The sequence below is a fragment of the Acinetobacter psychrotolerans genome, from assembly GCF_048552595.1.
Taxonomy (GTDB): domain Bacteria; phylum Pseudomonadota; class Gammaproteobacteria; order Pseudomonadales; family Moraxellaceae; genus Acinetobacter.
Map to the genome: position 1 here is coordinate 116,445 of NZ_JBIMDK010000003.1, position 22,792 is coordinate 139,236.

General features: G+C 35.8%; 20 protein-coding genes. 10 read left to right on the plus strand and 10 right to left on the minus strand.

All coding sequences use genetic code 11. The features are described from left to right. Nucleotides 1-62 precede the first annotated feature (62 nt). The 3 genes from ACG94X_RS03830 to gltS all read left to right on the plus strand — a co-directional run bounded on the left by ACG94X_RS03830 (nt 63) and on the right by gltS (nt 4,049). Nucleotides 63-2,222: an AAA family ATPase gene (locus ACG94X_RS03830; RefSeq protein WP_419382412.1), complete on the plus strand. Its 2,160-nt coding sequence runs from the start codon at nt 63-65 to the stop codon at nt 2,220-2,222. Nucleotides 2,223-2,426: 204 nt separating this feature from the next. Beyond that, nucleotides 2,427-2,648, plus strand: coding sequence for a hypothetical protein (locus tag ACG94X_RS03835; protein ID WP_419382413.1), 222 nt, complete (start codon nt 2,427-2,429; stop codon nt 2,646-2,648). Nucleotides 2,649-2,825: 177 nt separating this feature from the next. Then, the gene (gltS, locus tag ACG94X_RS03840; protein WP_419382414.1) at nt 2,826-4,049 is read left to right on the plus strand and encodes a sodium/glutamate symporter; all 1,224 of its coding nucleotides are present in this window, start codon (nt 2,826-2,828) and stop codon (nt 4,047-4,049) included. Nucleotides 4,050-4,278: 229 nt separating this feature from the next. Here gltS and mqo read toward each other — a convergent pair whose 3' ends face one another. From mqo to ACG94X_RS03855, 3 genes are all read right to left on the minus strand, one after another. Further along, complete coding sequence (gene mqo, locus ACG94X_RS03845; RefSeq protein ID WP_419382415.1) at nt 4,279-5,925, minus strand: malate dehydrogenase (quinone); 1,647 nt, start codon at nt 5,923-5,925, stop codon at nt 4,279-4,281. Nucleotides 5,926-6,248: 323 nt separating this feature from the next. Further along, complete coding sequence (locus ACG94X_RS03850) at nt 6,249-6,734, minus strand: Lrp/AsnC family transcriptional regulator (protein ID WP_419382416.1); 486 nt, start codon at nt 6,732-6,734, stop codon at nt 6,249-6,251. Between the two features lie 379 nt (nt 6,735-7,113). After that, nucleotides 7,114-7,524: an Lrp/AsnC family transcriptional regulator gene (locus ACG94X_RS03855; RefSeq protein ID WP_419382417.1), complete on the minus strand. Its 411-nt coding sequence runs from the start codon at nt 7,522-7,524 to the stop codon at nt 7,114-7,116. Nucleotides 7,525-7,650: 126 nt separating this feature from the next. On the opposite strand from ACG94X_RS03855, the gene ACG94X_RS03860 reads away from it, so the two are divergent. Beyond that, a complete protein-coding gene (locus ACG94X_RS03860; RefSeq protein ID WP_419382418.1) occupies nt 7,651-8,193 on the plus strand; it encodes a cysteine hydrolase family protein in 543 nt (180 codons plus the stop codon). A 64-nt stretch (nt 8,194-8,257) separates the two neighbouring features. Here the strand turns inward: ACG94X_RS03860 and ACG94X_RS03865 are convergent, their stop codons facing one another. Further along, the gene (locus ACG94X_RS03865) at nt 8,258-8,767 is read right to left on the minus strand and encodes a hypothetical protein (protein ID WP_419382419.1); all 510 of its coding nucleotides are present in this window, start codon (nt 8,765-8,767) and stop codon (nt 8,258-8,260) included. A 318-nt stretch (nt 8,768-9,085) separates the two neighbouring features. Here ACG94X_RS03865 and ACG94X_RS03870 point away from each other — a divergent pair, with 318 nt between their 5' ends. From ACG94X_RS03870 to ACG94X_RS03885, 4 genes are all read left to right on the plus strand, one after another. Continuing rightward, entirely contained in the window at nt 9,086-10,252 is a 1,167-nt protein-coding gene (locus tag ACG94X_RS03870) for an ATP phosphoribosyltransferase regulatory subunit (protein ID WP_419382420.1), read from the plus strand. A gap of 72 nt (nt 10,253-10,324) precedes the next feature. After that, on the plus strand, nt 10,325-11,644 hold the full coding sequence (locus tag ACG94X_RS03875) for an adenylosuccinate synthase (protein WP_419382421.1): 1,320 nt from the start codon (nt 10,325-10,327) through the stop codon (nt 11,642-11,644). A 209-nt stretch (nt 11,645-11,853) separates the two neighbouring features. Further along, on the plus strand, nt 11,854-12,159 hold the full coding sequence (locus ACG94X_RS03880; RefSeq protein ID WP_419382422.1) for a hypothetical protein: 306 nt from the start codon (nt 11,854-11,856) through the stop codon (nt 12,157-12,159). Between the two features lie 126 nt (nt 12,160-12,285). Then, nucleotides 12,286-13,071, plus strand: coding sequence for a M48 family metalloprotease (locus ACG94X_RS03885; RefSeq protein ID WP_419382423.1), 786 nt, complete (start codon nt 12,286-12,288; stop codon nt 13,069-13,071). Between the two features lie 100 nt (nt 13,072-13,171). On the opposite strand, the gene ACG94X_RS03890 is transcribed toward ACG94X_RS03885, so the two are convergent. Continuing rightward, the gene (locus ACG94X_RS03890) at nt 13,172-14,221 is read right to left on the minus strand and encodes an NADP(H)-dependent aldo-keto reductase (RefSeq protein ID WP_419382424.1); all 1,050 of its coding nucleotides are present in this window, start codon (nt 14,219-14,221) and stop codon (nt 13,172-13,174) included. A gap of 295 nt (nt 14,222-14,516) precedes the next feature. Next, nucleotides 14,517-15,224, minus strand: coding sequence for a cAMP-activated global transcriptional regulator CRP (crp, locus tag ACG94X_RS03895; protein WP_419382425.1), 708 nt, complete (start codon nt 15,222-15,224; stop codon nt 14,517-14,519). Nucleotides 15,225-15,375: 151 nt separating this feature from the next. Between crp and ACG94X_RS03900 the strand changes: the two genes are divergently transcribed. Beyond that, nucleotides 15,376-15,798 (plus strand): OsmC family protein, encoded by a 423-nt coding sequence (locus tag ACG94X_RS03900; RefSeq protein ID WP_419382426.1) that lies wholly within the window; start codon nt 15,376-15,378, stop codon nt 15,796-15,798. Nucleotides 15,799-15,983: 185 nt separating this feature from the next. On the opposite strand, the gene ACG94X_RS03905 is transcribed toward ACG94X_RS03900, so the two are convergent. From ACG94X_RS03905 to ACG94X_RS03920, 4 genes are all read right to left on the minus strand, one after another. Continuing rightward, nucleotides 15,984-16,787, minus strand: a complete 804-nt coding sequence (locus tag ACG94X_RS03905; RefSeq protein ID WP_514131866.1) for a M23 family metallopeptidase — start codon at nt 16,785-16,787, stop codon at nt 15,984-15,986. Between the two features lie 455 nt (nt 16,788-17,242). Beyond that, complete coding sequence (locus tag ACG94X_RS03910) at nt 17,243-19,198, minus strand: family 2A encapsulin nanocompartment cargo protein cysteine desulfurase (RefSeq protein ID WP_419382428.1); 1,956 nt, start codon at nt 19,196-19,198, stop codon at nt 17,243-17,245. Beyond that, nucleotides 19,173-20,105, minus strand: a complete 933-nt coding sequence (locus ACG94X_RS03915; RefSeq protein ID WP_419382429.1) for a family 2A encapsulin nanocompartment shell protein — start codon at nt 20,103-20,105, stop codon at nt 19,173-19,175. The genes ACG94X_RS03910 and ACG94X_RS03915 overlap by 26 nt, the downstream gene beginning before the upstream one ends. A gap of 245 nt (nt 20,106-20,350) precedes the next feature. Continuing rightward, entirely contained in the window at nt 20,351-20,839 is a 489-nt protein-coding gene (locus ACG94X_RS03920) for a rhodanese-like domain-containing protein (protein WP_419382430.1), read from the minus strand. Nucleotides 20,840-21,279: 440 nt separating this feature from the next. Between ACG94X_RS03920 and epsC the strand changes: the two genes are divergently transcribed. Next, the gene (gene epsC / locus ACG94X_RS03925; RefSeq protein ID WP_419382431.1) at nt 21,280-22,188 is read left to right on the plus strand and encodes a serine O-acetyltransferase EpsC; all 909 of its coding nucleotides are present in this window, start codon (nt 21,280-21,282) and stop codon (nt 22,186-22,188) included. Nucleotides 22,189-22,792 lie beyond the last annotated feature (604 nt).

Consider the following 22,792-nt stretch of genomic DNA (forward strand, 5'->3'; position numbering starts at 1 on the left):
TTAAGACAACATGAGTTAAAAATAAGGGCTGATTATTCAGCCCTTATTTTTGGATTATAAAAATGAATAAAACTTTAAAAATAAAATTTCAAAACTGTTTTGGTATAGGGGAGTTGGAACATGAGTTTAAGTTTACTCCACGAGAAAGAGCACAACTTATTTATGCGCCTAACGGAACAATGAAGTCTTCATTCGCAAATATTTTTGAACTTGTATCGCAAGATAAAATTGGACAAGTAGTAGATAGAATTTTTTTAGACAAGCCTACGGTTTGTGAAATCACAATAAATGATAATTTAATTGATAAAGATGAAGTTGTGGTCGTAAATGCTGAAACTATCACTTCACAAAATTCAATAACAAGGTTTATTGCAAGAACAGAATTAAAGAATAAATATGATGCAATTTATAATGAATTATTAGGTGAAAAAGCAAAGTTTATGGTTTACCTTAAAAAGCAGTCTAGAAGCTCAGATTGTGAGGGGGAGTTAAAAGCTGTATATAATGAAGGAGAGACATTCTTTGAATATCTACTTAGAATTGAAAAGGATTTATCGAATACTCTAGAAGCATATAGTTTTAAATATAATGATGTATTTGATAAGGGAAACAAAGTAAAAGTTTTTTTAGAGTCAAACAAAAATCTTTTAGATGATTATCTACAACGTTACACTCAACTTCTTGAACATTCTAAATTCTTTAATAAATCTTCTAATTCATTTGGAACAGTACAAGCCTCAAATTTATTGAATTCCTTAAGTGATAATTCATTTTTTGATGCTGGGCATCAAATAAACTTACAATCGAATGATATTATAGTATCAAAGAAAGAATTGGCTGATTTAATACAGGCAGAAGTGGATCAAATTCTAAAAGATGCAGATTTACAAAAAAAATTCGATAAGGTGGATAAAGCCTTAGGTAAAAATGCTGAATTGAAAGCATTTAAAACATTATTAGAGAATGATCAAACACTTTTAGTTGAATTAAAAGATTATGAAGGATTCCGAAATAAAATTTGGTTAAGTCATATTTCTGAATTAGAAAAAGAAACAAAATTAATTTTAGATATATATAAATCTCGGAAAGCTGAGCTTCTACAAATTATTAATAGGGCAAATGATGATGTTGAAAAATGGAATACAACTATTGAAATATTTAACTCTAGATTTTATGTTCCTTTTACCATAAGTTTACAAAATCAGTCAGATATCATTCTTAAGAATGATATACCAAAATTAATATTTACTTATAAAGGAAATATTATTCCTAATAATGATGAGAAACTTCTTTTAGAAGTATTAAGTAGAGGTGAAAGTCGTGCATATTATATTTTAAGATTCTTATTTGAGATACAGTCTCGGATTGAAGAAAATAGAAATTTATTAATTGTATTTGATGATGTTGCAGATTCATTTGACTATAAAAATAAGTATGCAATTATTGAATATATTAAAGACCTGTTGGATCAGCCTAATGTTAATGCTGTAATTTTGACACACAACTTTGATTTTTATAGAACAGTAGCAAAGAGACTGTCAATAAGACCGACAAGCTTTATGGCTAGCAAATGTAATCAGGGGATTGTAAAAATAAATAAGGGTAAATATTTTGAAGATGTTTTTAAAAATATTTTCGTAAAAAATTATAATAATGAAAAATTTTTCATAGGGCTAATTCCATTTGTACGAAATTTATTTGAATATTTAGCAAATGATGAAGCATACAATTTCTTAACAAGTTGTCTACATATCAAATCTAATACTATGAATATTACAGCGGATGAAGTCCATGAATATTTGAAAAAAGTAATATTGGATAAAGCAGAAATGAATTTAGAATTCAAAAATAAAAAAATAATTGATATGGTTTTTGCTGAAGCAGAAAAGATTACTGAATTATTTACAGATCATTCAATAGATTTGGAGGATAAATTAATAGTTTCTATTGCTTGTAGATTAAAAGCAGAGCTCTATATGATTGATCAGATATCAATTGATGAATTAAATAATATTAATAAAGATCAGACTCAAAAATTATATCAATTATGTAAAGAAAAAGGAATTGATCCAATCACTTTAAAATTATTAAATAGAGTAAATCTAATAACACCTGAACATATCCACGTAAATTCATTTATGTTTGAACCGTTAGTTGATATGTCTATGAATCATTTGGTAGATTTGTATAAGGATGTCAGTGCTTTATATTTAGATGTATAATAAGCTGTTTAATGAGAATCGGTATATTCTTGCAGTTAGAAAAATAAATTAATTGTCATTGAACATGATTTTAATTAATTAGACCGATACTCACTTTGTCTAATTAATACTTCTTTTATGGCTATCGTTCGCTAAGCTTTACAGCTAGACCAATAAATCGTTTAATCGCCACATTGAAAATGATTTAAAAAGTTGATGTAGCAAATGGCAAAACAAGCACGGTTTTTATGTATTGGTGGGTTTCTTAACGGATCAGCCGTGAAAGACCAAGGTGAAAGCTTTGAATGTGTGGAAAACTCTAAAAAAGTGACTTATCGAAAACTTGAAATTTTTCATCGAGATTCGAGAGATGACTATTACTATGTTTTTGAAAACACAACAGATCAACAAGCTAAAAATTGGGTGTATGACATCGAGTCTAATTAATTGTTTATTGAGTTAGATCAAGTCTCACTTGGTCTAACTTTCTATTTTCAATATATATTTTAGAAACAATAGTATTTGTACAAATATTGTCTAGATACTACATATTGATATATTTATATCTATTTATTACTGAATAATTTGTTTAAAATTAACTGACTAAGCACCAGTGAGTATCAAATGAATTATCAATTGGATGCCTTTTTGACCATAATTGCTGCAGTTGCAGTATTGTTGGTCGGGTATGTATTTGTCAATAAAGTGAGCATACTCAAAAAATACAACATACCAGAACCTGTAGCAGGCGGTATGGTTGCTGCTGTTATCACTTATATCCTATTTAAAAGTTTAAATATCACTGTCAATTTTGATACCAATATTCAGCAAATATTCATGCTGATGTTCTTCACCTCTGTTGGTTTAAGCGCAAGTCTAATCAAACTGAAAGAAGGTGGAAAATCACTGCTCGTATTCTTAGTCTGCGTCATTATATTTGTATTGTTGCAAAATGCTGTAGGTATTAGTCTTGCCAAAGCACTGGGACTTAATCCACTGATTGGATTGATTACTGGCTCAGTGACATTAACTGGTGGTCATGGCACAGCAGGTGCATGGGGTGCAGTATTTGAACAGGAATATGGCGTTCAGGGCGCAATTGCATTGGGAATGGCGAGTGCGACATTTGGCTTGATCATTGGTGGAATGATTGGTGGCCCAGTTGCTAAATTTCTGATTCGACGTTTTCAATTGGCAGAAGAAATTTTACCAGAAACTGGACGTAACGAAGCACCATCATCAGCGCTGACAGCACCATTCGAATACCCCGAAAAAACTCGTTTAATCACTGCGGATGACGCAGTTAAAACACTCGGGATGTTTGCTATCTGTATCAGTTTTGCCTACTTCATGACAGGCTTCGCCAAAGGGCAATGGTTTGAATTGCCGACTTTTGTTTGGGCATTAATGTGCGGTGTAATCGTGCGTAACATTCTTGAACATGGATTAAAAGTTCAGGTCTTTGAGCGTTGTATCGATGTATTTGGCAATGCTTCACTTGCACTATTTTTGGCTATGGCATTAATGTCATTACAATTATGGTTATTGGCAGATTTAGCAGGACCAATGGTCATCATTTTAATCGTACAAACGATTTTCCTGATGCTGTATTTGTACTTTGTTACATTCAGAGTTATGGGAAAAAATTACGATGCGGCGGTGCTATGTGCAGGGCAATGTGGCGTGAATTTAGGTGCAACGCCTACAGCAATTGCCAATATTCAGGCGGTAACCAATACTTATGGCCCATCACATAAAGCATTCTTGATTATTCCGCTGACGGGTGCATTTTTTGTTGATATTGTGAATGCAATGGTTATTCAAATTTCAATTAGTATTTTTGGTTGATGATATTGGGGAGTACTTTTGAGTTTTTATTTACGCCAATTTTACGCTAAAAATTCTCAAGTTATGGATTTTAGACATTAAAAAGCCCCATGGTTAGGGGCTAGTCGTATACAAGCCAAAGCTTATATACTGTAAGAGGCTCATCTCAAACTGAGTGTATTAAAACACAAAATGAGAAATTCAGCCAATAAAAAGATGAGCCGAGGCTCATCTTTTTTACACAAGAAAATTAATGTGCATTTGCTACCGCAGGTGCCGCAGCGGCTGTCGTATCATTAGCAGCTTTACGAGTAGGTGTATAGTTTAGACCTAAAGTCGAGCTGGTATATGTACGCACTTGATCAAGCAGAGCAGGGTTGGTATTTAAATCTTGTTGATAAGACTTCACAATCTCATGCAATTTCGGATTCCATTTACCTTTAACTTGCTCAGGGAACGCTTTTTCCATCAAGCTCAACATGATGTATGGAGAGGTTGATGCACCTGGAGAAGCACCAAGAAGACCTGTGATTGAACCATCTTTAGAGGTGAAGATCTCAGTACCAAATTGAAGTGTTGCAGGTTTATTTGGTGCTTTTTTGATGATTTGAACACGTTGGCCAGCTTGGCTTAAAGTCCAGTCTTCAATTTTTGCATCTGGATAATACTTTTTCAATTCATTGAACTGATCTTGCTTAGACATTGCCACTTGGCTGACTAAATATTTCACCAAGTCCAGATTTTCCATACCAATGGTTGCCATTGGAATCACATTGTTTTTGTTGGTCGCATCAATCAAATCAAACTGAGAACCATTTTTTAGGAACTTGTTTGAATAGGTTGCAAATGGGCCAAATAATACATACTTTTTACCATCAACGTAACGAGTATCAATGTGTGGTACAGACATTGGAGGTGCGCCTAATTCAGGTTTACCATAGACTTTTGCAGTATGTTGTGATGTAACAGCTGGATTATCTGTCATCAAGAAAATACCGCCGATCGGGAAGCCAGCGTATTGCTTAGTTTCTTCAAGACCAGTCATTTGTAATAATCTAATCGCAGCACCACCCGCACCAATAAACACATGACGAGTTTTAACATGGTTGGTTGTGTTGGTTTTTAGATTTTTAAACGATACAGTCCAAGTTTTGTCTGCATTTTGACTAATACCTGTTACTTCAGATGAAGTTTCAAGTTTGAATTTAGGCTGTTTTTTCAAATGATCAATTAATTGGGTTGTAATTGAACCATAATTTACATCAGAACCAACGTCCATACGTGTTGCAGCAACTTTTTGATTTGCATCACGGCCTTGCATAACTAATGGCGCCCATTGCTTAATTTCAGCAGGATTTTCAGTATATTTTAATCCTTCGAACATTGGGCTTTGGCTCATCGCTTCATAACGTTTTTTCATGTAGTTCACACTATCGCCCCAAACAAAGGCAATATGTGGTACAGGATTAATAAAGCTGTTAGGTTGACCCAGCACGCCATTTTTGACCTGATAAGCCCAGAATTGTTTACTTACTTCAAATTGTGAAGCGGTATCAATGGCTTTTTTAATATCAACTTTACCGTCTTTCTCAGGGGTATAGTTCATTTCCATAAAGCCAGAGTGTCCCGTTCCTGCGTTGTTGAATCCCGCAGAACTTTCTTGACCTACCTGATCCAAACGCTCATACATATTGATGGTCCAGTCTGGTTCAACTTCATTGAGGTAAGTCCCCAAAGTTGCACTCATGATACCGCCACCAACAAGCACTACATCTACAACTGGTTCATCTGCTGTTGTATTGACTTTTTTAGAGGCAATTGGTCTGAATAAAAAGATCAATCCAATAACAAATATAACCCCGATGATAATCAGTAGGTATTTAAAAAATCTCTTCATATATTTCCTGTTTCATCAAGTTTTAATAATATTGTAATGTAGAAAAGTTACATAAATGTTAGTTTGTGTAATGATTTTTTTCGTAAATGATTTAAATATATGAAATAATTTGTTTTTAAATTTGTAAAGATGTGTACGAAAAACAACCGGATTAAAATTTGATTAGTATATTTGTGTAATAAATATTCAAAAAAGTCTTAGACTAAAGTACTGTTTTTTGTAGGTGTTAAGCTTTTTGTATCTTTAAATTGGCTGGAAAATATGCTGAAAAGAAGAGTTTTTTCAGTATAAAAAATATACAAACTCTTCTCAATATTTTTTACTTATTCAATCATCATTAAATCAGACTTATTTTCGAGTTTTAAAGGTCTTAACGCAAAAATTGAACGAGTATGACGAACTGCTTTTAATGTGTATAAATTTTTTCTTAAAAAGCGTTCATAGTGTTCGGCATTCCGAACAGCAACTTTAACCAAGTAATCGTAATCGCCCGTGACTAAATATGCTTCAACGACTTCTGGCATGTTGGCAAGGGCATGACTAAATTCATCTAAAATTTCATCATCATGTCGTTCTAACGTAATTTCAATAAAGAATAAATCATTGATACCAATCGCTTTTGGGTTGATATTGGCGGTATAGCTTTCAATCACATTTAGACTTTCTAAGCGTTTGACTCGTGTCCAACAAGGTGATGATGATAAGCCGACCAAATCTGACAATTGTGCAATGGTCAAACGCGCATCTTTCCGAAGGGCAGACAAAATTTTCCGATCTATCTTATCTAAAGTGTATTGACTGTCATTCATTTGCTATATCTCAGAAAAAATTTTCGGGAAAGTGGTATTTACTGAAAATATATTCCGAAAGTGATTAACAATATCTATAAATACGGGAAATATTTTAGTCAGTAAAAGGTTAAAATTACTTTATCAAATCAAAGTCATTTGGGAGATTGGCTTTGATTATACAGACAGCACTCTAAGTAAGGGTGATTTAGAGTGCTATCTGTATGTTTTAAATACATGTTTATAATAACGGCTTCTATGAGTATTTGAATTTTTCACAATCAAAAATTAAAAAAACTAAAAATTGAATATAGTAAGTTAAGATGATTCATATTGTGTTCAAAATATTGTTTTTCAAATAAATTTAAGTCAAGTTTTATATCTGTCAGCAGGGTGTAAACTAAGGCTGCGTTTCTATTGTTCTTACAACACTATCCACTGAATATTGTCCCCATTCAGAAAGTTGTTCAATAAAATGATTCATTGCATGGTTATCAAAATGAGCAACTAACATATAGCAGGCTGAGCCACATACTTTATAACTACTTTCAATGGAATCAAATTGAGCGATAAATGTTTCAAACTGTTCAAATTTATTATTTTGCATCATCACTCGTATAAATTGTGTCGATTGATGGTGCAGCGTAATTGTATATTTCTGAATTGTTCCTTCATCTTGCATTTTAGCGATACGACTGCCTACAGCTTGACCTGTACGGTGAACTAATGTTCCGATCTCTTTATGACTCAGGCGAGAATCAGTTTTTAGTATCTTTAGAATTTTTAAATCAATCGGATCATTTGGCAGCATAGTCAATTGGATGAATTTTCAGTTTGAAAGTTTTTAGAGAATTATTCTTTCATGAGTGACTGCAAATCTCCAGCTGTTTTGATTAATCTTATAAAAATATGAACATAACTAGATATAGGAAAGAATATGAGTAAAACAGCATTATTAGTCATAGATGTACAGAATGATTATTTTCCTCAAGGAAAGATGGAGCTATTTTGTGCGGAACAAGCTTTAAAACAAATCAATCGATTGGAAGATACGTTTATAGAGAATGGTCAGCCGATTATTTATATTCAGCATATTGCTCAACAACCTAATGCGACTTTTTTTGAAGCAGGAACTGAGGGTGTAGATCTACATTCAGGGTTACGAGTAAAGCCGGATTCAGTTGTGATTGAAAAACACTATCCGAATAGCTTTTTTCAAACAACATTAAAGGCAGAATTAGTGCGACTTAATGTCGATAAATTGGTGATTACTGGCATGATGACACATATGTGTGTAGATGCCACATCACGTGCAGCAGCAGAATTGGGTTATCAACCTGCGATCATTGCAGAAGCGACAGCTACCCGTCAATTGGGCTATTCAGGCAGAACGGTTCAAGCGGAAGATGTACAAACAGCTTGTTTATCGGCATTTCAAATGTTTTCACAAGTGTTGAATATTGATGATTATTTAAAATAGTTGAGATAAAAGAGAAGTACATTCATTTTAGCTTCTGTACTTCTCTTTCAATCTCAATAAAATTTTATTCTTGATTTAAAAACCCTTCTTTAATCTTTTCAGGAAAATCTTTATGCCACCATGTATAAATGGAGGATTTTATTGCTTCATCTTCTTCTGGATCATTAAATGGTTCATCATCTTCACGAATTAGTTCATTACCTTCAAATTTAAACCAAAACTCCCAAGGATCATCATCACCACAGCCCCAAGCTTGTGTATCAATATCAGGAACTAAAGCTTTTAAGAACAATAAAATCGCTTCAATAAATTCATCACCAGGAGAGCCATGTACGAAATGTGCAATCGAATAACCTTCGATTTGGTCAACTGATTCTGGACCAAGATCAAATTCAAGATCATCTACGCTGTTGGTTATGTCAATTGCAAGTGCTTCACCTAATTCGGGATGAATAGCAATTGCAGAAGTAACAAAGATATCTTGATTGCCTTTGTGTGATTCAAATAAATGATCTAATGCAGCCATGACTTTTGAATCAGCATGACGGTAATAGACATTGCTGTGCATTTCCATGAAATTTCCTTGGTGTATTTGTTGTGGTTTTTGCAATGTTCATTGCTATTTTTGAATGTGATAAAGTATAAATTTAAAACCATTAAATTCAATCTAAATTATTGTAATAGAATGATAAAAATATTTAAATATCGCACTAAAATAATAACAAGTTTGTGATTTGGTTAAAATGTGTCTAGGTCATCAAATTATTCACTTTGTAAAAGTTATTTTATTAATGCACAGCTCTAACTATCGTGCTAAAATAAGAGAAATCGGGTGTGTTCCCGATTTTTTTATGCGGATTTGTTCCGCGCAGACAGGATTTAGGTCTACAACATGCCCATTTCAGAGACATGGTTATTACCTGATGGTGTAGCTGATGTATTACCAGAGCAAGCGCAAGTTATTGAAAAATTGCGTCGTGAAGCTTTAGATTTCCTCGCAACTCGAGGTTATCAATTGGTGTACACGCCATTCATTGAATACATTGAATCTCTTTCTTCTCTTTCCGAATCGAATCAAGATTTAGACTTAGCCACTTTTAAAGTCATCGACCAACTTTCAGGTCGTTTACTTGGTGTGCGTGCCGATATGACACCACAAGTGGCTCGTATTGATGCGCATGTACATCAGGTACAAGGCGTGGCGCGTTACTGCTATGCAGGTACAGTTTTACATACGAAACCACAGGGTTTTAATACCACACGTGCGCCTTTGCAATTGGGCGCAGAATTATTTGGTTCAGACAATATAGATGCAGATGTCGAAATGATCGACGTGATGCTCAGTCTGATTAAAACCGCAGGTCAGGTAGATGGTATTCATCTCGACCTAGGTCATGTGGGTTTATTCCGTAGTTTAGTTAAACATGCGGGTTTAAGCAAAAGCACAGAACATCATCTTTCAGACTTATATCAGCGTAAAGCATTGCCTGAACTTGCTGAATTTACAGCAGAATTAAAATTTGGTTCAGATTTCTACGCTTTAGGTCGTTATGCAAGTGATTTAACTGCATTGCAAACCCATTTAAGTACTGAAATATTAGCAGATGAAGCTTTTAAACTTGCTTTTAATGCCTTGACGACAACGCAAGCAGAAATTCAAGCACGTTGGCCAACCCTACATATCGGTATCGATGTGGTTGAACTTCGTTCATACCATTATCATACAGGCTTAATGTACGCAGTTTATGCGCCAAATCGTGCTGCACCACTGGCTCAAGGTGGTCGTTATGATGGTATTGGTGAACACTTTGGGCGTGCGCGTCCTGCAACGGGTTTCAGTTGTGACTTGTATGCGCTGTGTGCGGGTCAGTTTAAACAGATTGAAATCGTGGTTGCACCAAAAGGTACAGACGCTGCATTAATAAATGCAATTACGACTGCTCGTGTGCAGGGTTTAATCGTCATTCAGTTATTGGGTAATGATGATTTTAGCTCAGTGCCAAATGCAACACACCAATTGGTGAATGTAGCTGGCGAGTGGAAAATCGAACAGATTTAATCGCCAAACATCAATGTTTATGTCATTGGTGTTTGGTTTTCAATTTTAACAGCATGATGTGATGAGGCTATTATGGGCAAAAGTGTTGTGGTACTCGGTACCCAATGGGGCGACGAAGGTAAAGGTAAAATCGTTGACCTGCTCACAGATCAGGCAACTGCCGTAGTTCGCTATCAAGGTGGACATAACGCAGGCCATACTCTTGTAGTGGGCGGAAAGAAAACAGTTCTTCATCTCATTCCATCTGGTATTTTACGTGAAAACGTATTGTGCTTAATTGGTAATGGTGTTGTGCTTTCACCTGAAGCACTGATTAAAGAGATGGATATCCTAGAAAAAGAAGGCGTACCTGTTAAAGAACGTCTACGTATTTCTCCAAACTGTCCTTTGATTCTTCCACACCATATTGCATTAGACCAAGCACGTGAAATTAAACGTGGTAATGCAAAAATTGGTACAACGGGTCGCGGTATCGGTCCTGCGTATGAAGATAAAGTTGCACGTCGTGCGATTCGTGTTGCTGACTTAGTCCGTGGCGGCGCGCATCTTAAAGCTCAACTTGAAGAATTATTGGAATACCACAACTTCCAATTGACACAATTCTTTGGTGTTGAAGCTGTTAATGTTGATGATGTGCTTGCACTTTGTGACCAATGGCGTGAAGTGGTTGCACCACTGGTGATTGACGTTACAACTGAGTTGCATAACTACCGTAAAAACGGTGACAACATCATGTTCGAAGGCGCTCAAGGTTCACTTCTTGACGTTGATCATGGCACATATCCGTATGTAACATCTTCAAATACAACTGCTGGCGGCGTAAGCTCTGGTTCAGGTATGGGGCCATTACATCTTGATTATGTATTGGGTATCACTAAAGCATATACAACACGTGTTGGTGCAGGTCCATTCCCTACAGAATTGATTTATGACGCTGCAAATGATGTGGGTGATGCGATTGGTAAACACCTTGGAACTAAAGGTTCTGAATTTGGTGCATCTACTGGGCGTCAACGTCGTTGTGGTTGGTTTGATGCTGAAATTTTACGTCGCTCTGTAGATGTAAACTCACTTTCAGGCATTTGCTTAACCAAGCTTGATGTTCTTGATGGTTTAGAAGAAATCAAAATCTGTGTAGGCTATGAAGCTGCAGATTCTGGTTGTGCCGGTTCTTCAGATGCACTTGCATTTGAAACACTGAAACCAATTTACGAAACTATGCCTGGTTGGACTGAATCTACTTTCGGTGCGAAGTCATTGGATCAATTACCACAAGCTGCGCTTAACTATGTTAAACGTATCGAACAGTTAATTGAATGTCCAATCGACATTATTTCAACGGGTCCAGACCGTGAAGAAACGATTGTAATGCGCCATCCATTCGATGCTTAATCTTTAGATTCATATTCGAATATAGAGCCTCGTGATATACGGGGCTTTTTTATATGACTTTGAACTTGAAAATAAAGAGAAGAAGTAAAATATAGAATTATTTAATCATAAACTAAAATCTGCTTTAAAGACTAAAGTCGACATTAAATGAGCTATGCAGAAACATGAACATTGTTAAAATGTGGTTCAAAAGGAATTAGGTTATTGGAATGCAAAAAAATATTTCGAGTACAATTTTTTACTCTTTAATCTTTGCAATGGGTGGAGCACCGACAATTGCAATCATGATTATTCAGGCGCAAACTGCCGATCCAGCAGTAATGAATAGTGCATTACTTGGTTTAAGTGTCATTATTGCATGTATATTGGTTCCGCTTGTTCTAATTCAAAATGCTTTTTTATTTGCACACAGAAAGAATATAAAATTAGAAGAAAAAATTGAACCTTTAAAGAAAATTTACTTGGTTTTAAATGTGATTTGTTTATTGTACTGGCTTGCAATTCAATTTTTATAGGTCACTTACAGACATTTCTTTACATAAATCCTATGAATTTGGCATTTTAAATATTTTAATGTGTGCAATCTATTGAATATAATCACTGCTTTGTAAAATTACATTATTGTTGTGGAGAAAATTATAATGAAAAAGAAGTTATTACTTAGCCTTTGTGCAGTAAGTGCTTTAACAATTTCTGGTTGTGCAACGATTGCAGATATGGCAGGCGCTGACTCAGCAACTTTAAACTTAAATGCAACTCAAGGTTTTAATAAAACTGTACAAGAAGCACGTACAAATAAAACCCTAGATACTTCATCTGCTGCTTATAAAAAAGTTTACGCCGCTTTCATTCGATTAAAACCGTATGCAGATCAAATGAATCAAACAGGTCAAAAGTTTGATTGGCAATTGGCTGTATTAAAATCGGACACTGTGAATGCGTATGTTGCACCTGGCGGAAAAGTAGTATTCTATACAGGTATTGTGAATAAGTTAAACCTATCAGAAGCAGAAGTTGCGGCGGTGATGGGGCACGAAATGACACATGCTTTAGAAGAACATTCTAAGCAAAAACTGGGTGCTCAAGCTTTAACAAATTTAGCTGTTGATCTTGGTAAATCTTATGCAGGTAACCAACTGGGGCAGTTAGGCAATGCTGCGGTCGATTTGGGTAGCCAAGTGGGTGTAGGTTTGCCGTATTCACGTAATCTAGAAAGCCGCGCTGACCAAGGTGGCTTAATGATGATGGCGAAAGCAGGCTATAACCCTCAAGCTTCGATCACACTGTGGGAAAAAATGGCGAAACAAGGTGGTGGTCAAGGTTCAGCTTTATTGTCGACGCATCCATCAGATGTAAATCGTATCAATGCAATGAAGAAGAACTTACCAGCTGCAATGGCAGTTTATACTGCTCGTGGTGGAAAATAAGTTGTAAAAACTGGTTAAATTAAAAGGATGCATGAGCATCCTTTTTTTTAAATTTAGAAATTGGAAAGTTATAAAAATAAAGCAGTGAATTAAAATATATTTATGGTGCAGGATTGGGCTGTTGTTGATGAATTTCATCAATTTCAACTAAGATCTCTTGTGATAAATCAATATCAAAAGCATCAATATTCTGTTTCAACTGCTCAAGATTGGTTGCACCAATAATCGTACTAGTGACAAAAAATTGTTGTTTAATAAATGCCAAAGCCAACTGGGTTAAACTTAAACCATGCTTTTCTGCAAGTAGGGCATATTGTTCTGTTGCCCAATCGCTTTCAGGATTTGTATAACGGCTAAATCGTGAAAATAGTGTGATACGAGCGTCTACAGGGCGTACGCCGTGACGGTATTTCCCTGTTAAATAACCAAATGCAAGCGGTGAATAGGCAAGTAAACCCACACCTTCATAATGTGCAATTTCAGCTAGACCAACTTCATAGGTTCTGTTTAGTAGATTATAAGGATTCTGTACACTCACCACTTCTTCTAAGCCCAGTTTCTCTGCAATTTGTAAAAACTTCATGGTTCCCCAAGGTGTTTCATTTGAAAGCCCAATATGGCGAATACGGCCCTTTTTAACTTCATTAGAAAGTGCCAAAAGAGTTTCCTCGATTGGCGTAATATCATGGCTGGGTACAACATGTCGATTATCGAAGCCAAGCGTGCCAAAGGAGTTGGTTGGACGTTGTGGCCAGTGCAGTTGGTATAGGTCAATGTAATCGGTCTGTAAACGCTTTAGAGAGTCATTTAGAGCAGATTCAATTTCTGTTGCTATGAATTTGGTTTGACCATTGCGAATTTGGCTACCCCCTTGTTGAGGCCCCGCTATTTTTGTGGCAAGAACGAGTTTGTTTCGTTGTCCATTTTTTGCGATCCAATTGCCAATAATGGTTTCTGTTGAACCTTGTGTTTCTGGTCTAGGAGGAACGGGATACATTTCTGCAGTGTCCCAAAAATGAATATTTTTATCAAGTGCATAAGCCAATTGTTCAAATGCTTGTTGTTGATTGTTTTGTTCACCAAAAGTCATGGTGCCTAAACATATTTCTGGGACGAAAAGATCCGATTGTCCTAAACGTTTTGACTTCATGAAACATCCTTGAAAATTTAAATATGACTTAAAGCTTTATAGTCCTATAGATTGAATAATAATGTAAATATTGTGTAATTAAAGCTTTTAAGAAATCAATTAGATGATCAAAAAGTGATAAGTGTGTATTGGAAATTGATATATGCAATTGGATATGTTTCATCGTACTGAAAACAAAAAAAGCAAACTCGGAAGTTTGCTTTTAAAGAATATTTTGAGCTGCGTGAAAATTTTACGATGTTCTATTCTAAAATAATTTTTAGTGAGCTTAATTTTCAGGTCAGCTTAAATTATTTTATTCTTCATTGTCTGATTCATCTTCAGAAAGAGTTGGTTCTTCTGTAGAGACATCAAAAATTAGGATTGCTTTACCATCAGTCTCGATCATGCCTTGTTCTTCAAGTGTTTTCAGAACACGACCAACCATTTCACGTGAACAACCCACGATACGTCCAATTTCTTGACGCGTAATACGAATTTGACGACCATTAGGCAAAATCATTGCTTCAGGTTGAGTCGAAAGGTCAATCAAACAACGTGCGATACGACCAGATACATCAATAAATGCAAGGTCAGTTACTTTACGTGTTGTATTTTTTAAACGACGTACCAGTTGTGCAAATACAGCATAACTTAGGTCAGGATATTGTTTGCTTATTTCATGGAAGTTGTCATAAGAAATTTCAGCAATCTCACATACATCACGGGTTCTTACTTCCGCAGTACGTTGAGGGTTTTGCTCAAATAAACCCATTTCTCCAAAAAAATCCCCAGGGTTCAAATAAGCCACAACAATTTCACGATCATCATCTTCACGTAAAATAATAGAAACCGAACCTTTTAAAATTAGATACAGAGATTTTGACTCTGAACCTGCATCGATAATCGTTGAACGCTTAGGAAAACGATTGATGTGGGCTCTTTTGAGCAAAGCTTTGACTGATTCTGGTAGTTGACCAGGAGACAAAGCATCTGTACTAAGTTGTGCAAAATTAGAAGACATGCTTAAAAATTCCGAATTGGATAATAACTAGATTTTGTGATCTAAATTGAACTCGTCACGTAGAAGCAGTAGAGATGAAATTCCTTATCAACTCATTTTATGCTAGTGTACAGGTACCCCATAAATTTATAGCTTTTTTTAGGTAGTTGCAATGCAAACTAGCGTTCATTGGTTAGAGAATGTTGCTTTTGAAGCAAAATCAGAGAGTGGTCATCAAATTGTGATGGATGGATCTGCTGAGTATGGTGGTGAAAACCGTGGTCCACGTCCTATGGAGCTCATATTAATGGGACTTGGTGGGTGTGCTTCGTTTGATATCGTGACGATTTTAAAGAAATCACGCCAAAATGTGACAGGTGTTGTTTGTAAACTAAAGGCAGACAGAGCAGATTCTATACCCGCTGTTTTTACAAAAATTCACTTACATTTTGTTGTTACTGGACGTGATATAAAAGAAAAGCAAGTTGCCAAAGCTGTTGAACTTTCAGCTGAAAAGTATTGTTCTGCAAGTAAAATGCTGTCAGATGGTGGTGTTGAAATCACGCACGATTTTGAAATTATTAGTGTTGAATAAGTTAAATATTCGATTAAAAAGCCAATAAATTTATTGGCTTTTTTTTATCATTTATCACCAAAATTAAATATGACTGAGTAGACATAATTAAATATCAAATAAAGTATTACAAAATGTGTATTTAGGTGAGAAATTCTCAATTTTGAATAATTTTTTAAATTAACTCAATTATTTATATGTCAAAACTAGGGTGATAAGAATAGTTGTGGATCTATACGGGCATTATTCAGGCTCATACCCCAATGTAAATGAGGGCCTGTAACACGTCCAGTTTTTCCAACTAAACCTAACAATTGTCCTTGAGTAAGCATTTCACCCTTTTGCACATTAATTTTACTCAAATGGCAGAACATACTGATTAGGCCTTGTCCATGATCAATCATGACTGTATTGCCATTAAAGAAGTAATTGCCCGTTGCAACTACTGTTCCCGCAGCAGGAGCTATGACTTTTTGACCGACAGGTGCAGGAATATCTAAACCTGAGTGTGGTGCTCGCTCTTCACCATTAAAGAAACGTTTACGACCAAAAGAGTTACTGAATTTTCCCGCAGTGGGGCGAATGAATTGTGGAAATTTTTCCCATTGAGAAGCGGTAAATGAAGCATAAATATCATTTTGTTCTTTGGCTTCTATTGCATAACGATCAAGTTGTTCTTGCTTTGGATTGACGTAGTCATCATTTTTCACAGTTAATCGTTGTTCAGCATATTTATACGGTTTGACTTCTATATCAATGGGACCATTGGAACTCTGTAGCTGTAAAGTTCCCACAGATGCTGAAAGTGGAATGCCAAAAATAACGTGGTTAACTGAGTTGACACCTGTTTCGATCAGTAAGGGTCTACCTTGATAACGAACATTGAGGATCGTTTTCGGGAGGGTAATCACAGCAATACCGCCAGCACGGCGTGAATCTTGAGGTAAGCCATATACTTGTGTCATAGTGAGTAAACCACAAAGAATGAATAAGTTTTTTATTGAAAACATAAGCTTAAATTATTGATGATTTTGGTCAGTATGCTGTTTTTATTCAATCTTTCGCAATATGAAGTTTGTTAATGAGTGATCTATGGCGATAAGCATCTGACTATTGATAAGTCGGTTGAAATAGCCTAAGCAATGTTGAGATTTTCATGGATATCGAATAAAAGATATATTTGATTAACTGATGTTATTCGATTGAAGCACAATAGATTATATTCATAGTTATGATGATGACTGACATGGCAGAGCCTAATATCAAAAATTTAGATTTAGTCATTAGCCTTCTGCTTGATCTGAGTAGTTAACTCGTCACAGTTTTCGGGAAATGTAGGCAAATTAGCACCCAGCAAATTGGGATGGATATTTAAAAACGATTTAAAATAAAAAAAGAAATTGATTAGTGTTCACATGCCTAATAAATTAAGCATGTGATTGTATCTATCAATAAATAATCAATATCACGACTTATAAGGTTTGGCATGGCGTAATTGATGCAGTACTGAAACCAGTAGGTCGATTTCCTCAGTGGTGTTATAAAACGCCAAAGACGGGCGTACAGTGCGTTCTACACCAAAACGGCGCAAGATCGGTTGAGCACAATGATGCCCTGTACGAACTGCAATCCCATATTGATTCAAAACTTTACCCACTTCTTCAGTTTCATAACCTGCCAATGTAAATGACATCACACTGGCTTTGTTCAAAGCAGTACCAATTAAACGCAAGCCTGAAACGCTTTGTAGTGCATGTTGACCATATTCAAGCAAGTCATGTTCATAACGTGCAATATTATGGATACCAATACTTTCTACATATTCTAGCGCAGCACCCAGACCGACTGCATCTGCGATATTTCCTGTACCTGCTTCAAATTTATTCGGTGCAGGTTGGTAAATCACATTTTCAAAAGTTACGTCTTGAATCATATTACCGCCACCTTCCCAAACAGGCATGGTGTCGAGTAATTCAGATTTGGCATAAACTGCACCAATACCTGTAGGACCGAAGACTTTATGCCCAGAGAACACAAAGAAGTCAGCGTCTAATGCTGTCACATTAGTTGGCATGTGCGAAACAGACTGCGCACCATCAATTAAAACACGTACACCTGCAGCATGTGCAAGGGCAATGATTTCTTGAGTTGGTGTCACTGTACCTAAAGCATTAGATACCTGAGTGATTGAAACAAGTTTAGTTCGAGGATTAAGCAGTTTTACAAATTCCTCAATTTGAATTTGACCTGTATCATCCACAGGGATTACACGTAATTTCGCACCAGCTTCTTGGGTCAGTTGGAACCATGGGACAATATTGGCATGATGTTCAAGGTGCGAAACGATGATTTCATCGCCTGCTTGAATATTTTGCTTGCCCCATGATTTTGCAATCAAGTTAATGCCTTCAGTCGTACCACGAACAAAGACAATATTTTTTGCTGCAGGCGCACCAATAAAATGAGCTACCACATCACGTGCATGTTCATAAGCATCACTGGCACGTGCTGCAAGTTCATGCGCTGCACGGTGAATGTTCGAATTTTCATGTTCATAAAAATATGAAATACGATCAATCACAGCTTTAGGTTTATGCGTTGTTGCTGCATTGTCTAACCAAACCAATTGCTTACCATTGACACGTTCTTGCAAGATTGGAAAATCTTTACGAATTTGCAAAATATCAATCGGTTGATAATTTTGTGCTGTCGTTGGGATTTGAAAATCAGAATGTGGGCGAACAGTTTCAATAGTTGGAGATTGTAGAAAATAATAACCAGATTCTGTTGTAGCAGGTTTGTCATTACGATCTTGCAATATACCACGTAATTGATGGTCATCCGTCACATGAAAATTGTCAAAAGCATACGGGTTTTTCAATACATCGACTTGCGCAGAATTTGTATTTACTGTTTGATGACTCACAGCTTCAGGCTGTGGCAAATCCAAAAAGTAGTAATTCGACGATGCATTGCTTGGTGTCGCAGCAGGCACATTTGCAGGTGTAGATTGCTGTGGTAATAAATTTGTTAGTGCGCTTGGTGCAAAAGACAAATCTAAACCATGTGTTGCTGCTAACGGATCAGGCGTATTCGCACCACCGAGAATCGGCGCAGAAGATAAAATTCTACGCTCAGGATGGTCAGCTGTTGGCTCAATAAAATGTTGTGTTGAATTTGGATTTAAGTTTGCCTGTTCCACAATCGCGGGGATTCGACCTGATAATGCAGCAATCGGGTCTTTTGGCTGTGGTTGATGGCTAGGTAAATCAAAGTTAAAACCTTGTGGATTTTGCTTTGGTAATGCCGAGAAAAATTCCGCAGCTAGCTGTGCAATCACAGATTCACTGATCGGTGCATCAGGTGCACTCGAAGAAATATCTGCAGTGGGTTGATTACTTGTAAGTTGTTGGATAGTCATGGTACTTGTCTACCTCCACATCTTCTAGCACAGCAAGCGCATCGTCTGTCAGTACAGCAAGAGAGCAATAGAGTGAAATCAAATAAGATGCGATTGCATTACGGTTGATGCCCATAAAACGTACAGACAAGCCCGGTGCTTGTTCACCCGCAAGACCTGGTTGGAATAGACCAACAACACCTTGACGTTTTTCACCTACGCGAAGCAGGATGATTTTAGTTTTACCATCTTCTACTGGGATTTTATTTGACGGAATCAGTGGAATACCACGCCAAGTAATAAACTGCGAACCGAACAAGCTGACTGTTGGAGGTGGAACACCACGACGTGTACATTCACGACCAAAAGCAGCAATTGCATCTGGATGTGCTAAGAAAAACCCTGGTTCTTTCCAAACTTTACGCAACAAGTCATCTAAATCATCTGGCGTTGGCGCACCTGTCAAGGTCGAAATACGCTGATCATCTGCAACACTTGCCAATAAACCGTATTCTGGATTATTGATCAATTCACTTTCTTGTCGTTCTTTGATGGTCTCGATGGTTAAGCGGAGTTGTTCTTTGATTTGATCATGTGGGCTGCTGTATAAATCAGACACACGTGTATGAATATCTAATACAGTAGAAACACCATTTAAAAAATATTCACGAGGATTAACTTCATAATCAACAAAGGTTTGAGGTAATGTTGCTTCATCGCGTTGAGTACAAGCCACTTGAATATCATCGGTATTACTGACTTTATTTACACGGTAAATACCCGCTTCTACAGGTGTCCATTGTAATAAATGTGTGAGCCAACGTGGGGTAATAGTCGAAAGCTGGGGAACTGTTTTTGTGGCATTTGCGAGCTGACGAGCAGCTTGATCATTTAATGCTTGGCGTGGTGTCTCTTGGTGTTTTGCCATGAAGAATCCTATTTATCAGTTAATTGAGTTCATTACGTTATGCGTTATTTTGAATGGCGAATCTGAGAGTTTTTACAGCTCCTTGTTATAAAAATGATGAAAATATTGTCTTATATTTGGTTCCAAATCCTACATGAGTAAGATGACGATTAGAAAGTTTTATTACACAATCACTTCTATTTTAAAGTGCTGTAAAACTGAATGATTGTGAATGAAACTACTAAGCTTATTCAAAAAATAAGGGTTTATTCTTGAACCCACGGCAAATTATGAAAACGCCAGCCATTAAATGAACCACGATGCTCATTTTCATCGATGTCACCTTCAAAACCTTGCTCAATATTGTAGATATTTTCAAAGCCAGCATTGAATGCGACATTTGCAGCAGCAGCAGAACGCTTACCACTGCGGCAGAGTAGAAGGATGATTTTATCTTTCCCAACTTTGCTTTCTAACTCTTTGGCAAAGCGAGGATTACGATTTAAGGCAGTACCTGTTGCCCAAGGAATATGAATAGTTTCCTTAACATAGCCAACAAATTTACGCTCTTCATTGGTTCGAACATCAACAATTTCGACTAAACCTGCTTGAAATAAAGACCAAGCTTCATGTGGTAAAACTGTACCTGTAAATTCTAAATAATGATCTTCGACACGTTGTTTTGCTTGTTCAAAGATCTCTTGGATTTGAGCCGTATTTAATTCAGTAAAATGTTGCTGGTTTAAACTATTCATTACGATTGCCTTTCATCAAATTCGAGAATTTACATTCCCGATTGTTCTGTGTATCAGATCTATTGATAACAACTATAATGATTTTATATATTCTATAAATTAATAAAAATTGAATTACTTATTCTTATTTGTGAAATAAAACTTAATTATATTTTGATATATCAATATATGAAGAATGTTTATCTAATAGTGAGCTAATAAAATACTATTTACGCAGAAGAATTGAATAATGAATCCAAAATGTGTTTGATTATTCGTCGCACATAAGCTTCTTTCGTCATTATTTATATCTTTCTTCTTCTCGTTGAGTATGGGGAGAGAGCTAGATTGATAAAAGAGGTTTAATTATTTACAGGTTAATCGGTTGAAACTTGATTATCCATAAGTGAAAAAATTCAATTATTTAGATAATGATAAAGACATAAATTGCAGGCACACCAATGACCCAATGGAACATTCAAAATATCGTCACAGAATTACAGCAAGCTCGTAATGAATGGCGAACACAGCAAAAAAGTCTTAAAGATTTTGGTGGGCGTGAATTGCCGTCCAAAGAAGAAATCAAAAAAATTATGAATGATTTATGTGGTGTTCTATTCCCAATGCGTTTAGGACCACATGATTTACGTCAGCAAAGTGAAAATTTCTATATTGCTCATACGCTTGAAAAGACCTTATATGCATTACAGGAGCAGGTGAAGCTTAATTTAACCTATGATTATAAGTATAAAAAACATCATGAAAATATAGATGTTATAGACGTGCTTGCACAGAGTACTGTCAGTGAATTTGCACAAAAACTCCCCGATATTCGCCGTATTTTAGATACAGATGTGATCGCTGCCTATGATGGCGATCCTGCTGCACGAAGCGTTGACGAAGTTTTGTTATGTTATCCGGGGATATTGGCGATTATTTACCACCGTATCGCACATGAATTTTATAAAAAAGATTTGTCGTTATTGGCGCGTTTAATTGCAGAAATTGCACATTCTAAAACAGGGATTGATATTCATCCTGGAGCGCAGGTTGATCAAGGTTTCTTTATTGATCATGGAACAGGTGTGGTGATTGGTGAAACCTGTATTATTGGTAAAAATGTCCGTATTTATCAGGCAGTGACATTAGGTGCGAAGCGCTTTGAGGTCGATGATTCTGGTCGTTTGCAAAAAGAATATGCACGCCATCCAATCGTCGAGGACAATGTGGTGATTTATGCAGGAGCAACAATTCTTGGACGTATTACTATCGGACAGGGCGCAATTATTGGTGGTAATGTCTGGATTACTCAAAGTGTTCCTGCAAATAGTGCTGTTTCACAAAGTTCAGCGACGAAATCGCAAGTGTAGAAAATTATCGCCTAATTAAAATCTTGGTGAATTTTTCAAAAGTTTACCAAGATAATAAGCGTATTGCGCAAATTCAAAATAACCCATTATTTTCGATAAAAAATCCCCACTTCTTAAAATAAATATAAGTACTGTATTTTTAAGTATACTAATTAATTGATTTTAAGTTATTTTTTCTAGTTGGTTCTAGACCCATATTTGAAATTTATAAAATTATTAGAATCAACTACGTGAAAATTGATTAATAACCACAATTATTCAGAACAGTCATTGTAATTAAGATTGATAATGATTTACTTAAATTCAACATTGTTCTTATTTTCAAATATTTGAATCACCTTTATCCTAAATAAGAGATTTGTTCATGATTGTTTATTTGTTTTACTTTTCACACTATGTGAGGTGTTAGAGAAATAAAATGGATTGATGAAAGAAATCGAGTACAGCGACAAACGCTTCAAAGTACAAACGGATTATATTTGCAGAAAACTGACTTGAAAATACATGAATAAGGACGCATATTAATACTGATATGTATGCTGAGTATTTTTATTAAGTTTTTGAAAAATATATAAAATAATTTCACCATCATCCCTTGAAATCC

Coding starts and splice junctions, on each gene's coding strand:
- ACG94X_RS03880 (WP_419382422.1), top strand. CDS start 11,854: ATGCAAAAAAATATTTCGAGTACAATTTTTTACTCTTTAATCTTTGCA.
- ACG94X_RS03870 (WP_419382420.1), top strand. CDS start 9,086: ATGCCCATTTCAGAGACATGGTTATTACCTGATGGTGTAGCTGATGTA.
- gltS (WP_419382414.1), top strand. CDS start 2,826: ATGAATTATCAATTGGATGCCTTTTTGACCATAATTGCTGCAGTTGCA.
- ACG94X_RS03885 (WP_419382423.1), top strand. CDS start 12,286: ATGAAAAAGAAGTTATTACTTAGCCTTTGTGCAGTAAGTGCTTTAACA.
- ACG94X_RS03850 (WP_419382416.1), bottom strand. CDS start 6,734: ATGAATGACAGTCAATACACTTTAGATAAGATAGATCGGAAAATTTTG.
- ACG94X_RS03860 (WP_419382418.1), top strand. CDS start 7,651: ATGAGTAAAACAGCATTATTAGTCATAGATGTACAGAATGATTATTTT.
- ACG94X_RS03900 (WP_419382426.1), top strand. CDS start 15,376: ATGCAAACTAGCGTTCATTGGTTAGAGAATGTTGCTTTTGAAGCAAAA.
- mqo (WP_419382415.1), bottom strand. CDS start 5,925: ATGAAGAGATTTTTTAAATACCTACTGATTATCATCGGGGTTATATTT.
- ACG94X_RS03865 (WP_419382419.1), bottom strand. CDS start 8,767: ATGGAAATGCACAGCAATGTCTATTACCGTCATGCTGATTCAAAAGTC.
- ACG94X_RS03920 (WP_419382430.1), bottom strand. CDS start 20,839: ATGAATAGTTTAAACCAGCAACATTTTACTGAATTAAATACGGCTCAA.
- epsC (WP_419382431.1), top strand. CDS start 21,280: ATGACCCAATGGAACATTCAAAATATCGTCACAGAATTACAGCAAGCT.
- ACG94X_RS03910 (WP_419382428.1), bottom strand. CDS start 19,198: ATGACTATCCAACAACTTACAAGTAATCAACCCACTGCAGATATTTCT.
- ACG94X_RS03890 (WP_419382424.1), bottom strand. CDS start 14,221: ATGAAGTCAAAACGTTTAGGACAATCGGATCTTTTCGTCCCAGAAATA.
- ACG94X_RS03875 (WP_419382421.1), top strand. CDS start 10,325: ATGGGCAAAAGTGTTGTGGTACTCGGTACCCAATGGGGCGACGAAGGT.
- ACG94X_RS03915 (WP_419382429.1), bottom strand. CDS start 20,105: ATGGCAAAACACCAAGAGACACCACGCCAAGCATTAAATGATCAAGCT.
- ACG94X_RS03835 (WP_419382413.1), top strand. CDS start 2,427: ATGGCAAAACAAGCACGGTTTTTATGTATTGGTGGGTTTCTTAACGGA.
- crp (WP_419382425.1), bottom strand. CDS start 15,224: ATGTCTTCTAATTTTGCACAACTTAGTACAGATGCTTTGTCTCCTGGT.
- ACG94X_RS03830 (WP_419382412.1), top strand. CDS start 63: ATGAATAAAACTTTAAAAATAAAATTTCAAAACTGTTTTGGTATAGGG.
- ACG94X_RS03855 (WP_419382417.1), bottom strand. CDS start 7,524: ATGCTGCCAAATGATCCGATTGATTTAAAAATTCTAAAGATACTAAAA.
- ACG94X_RS03905 (WP_514131866.1), bottom strand. CDS start 16,787: ATGTTTTCAATAAAAAACTTATTCATTCTTTGTGGTTTACTCACTATG.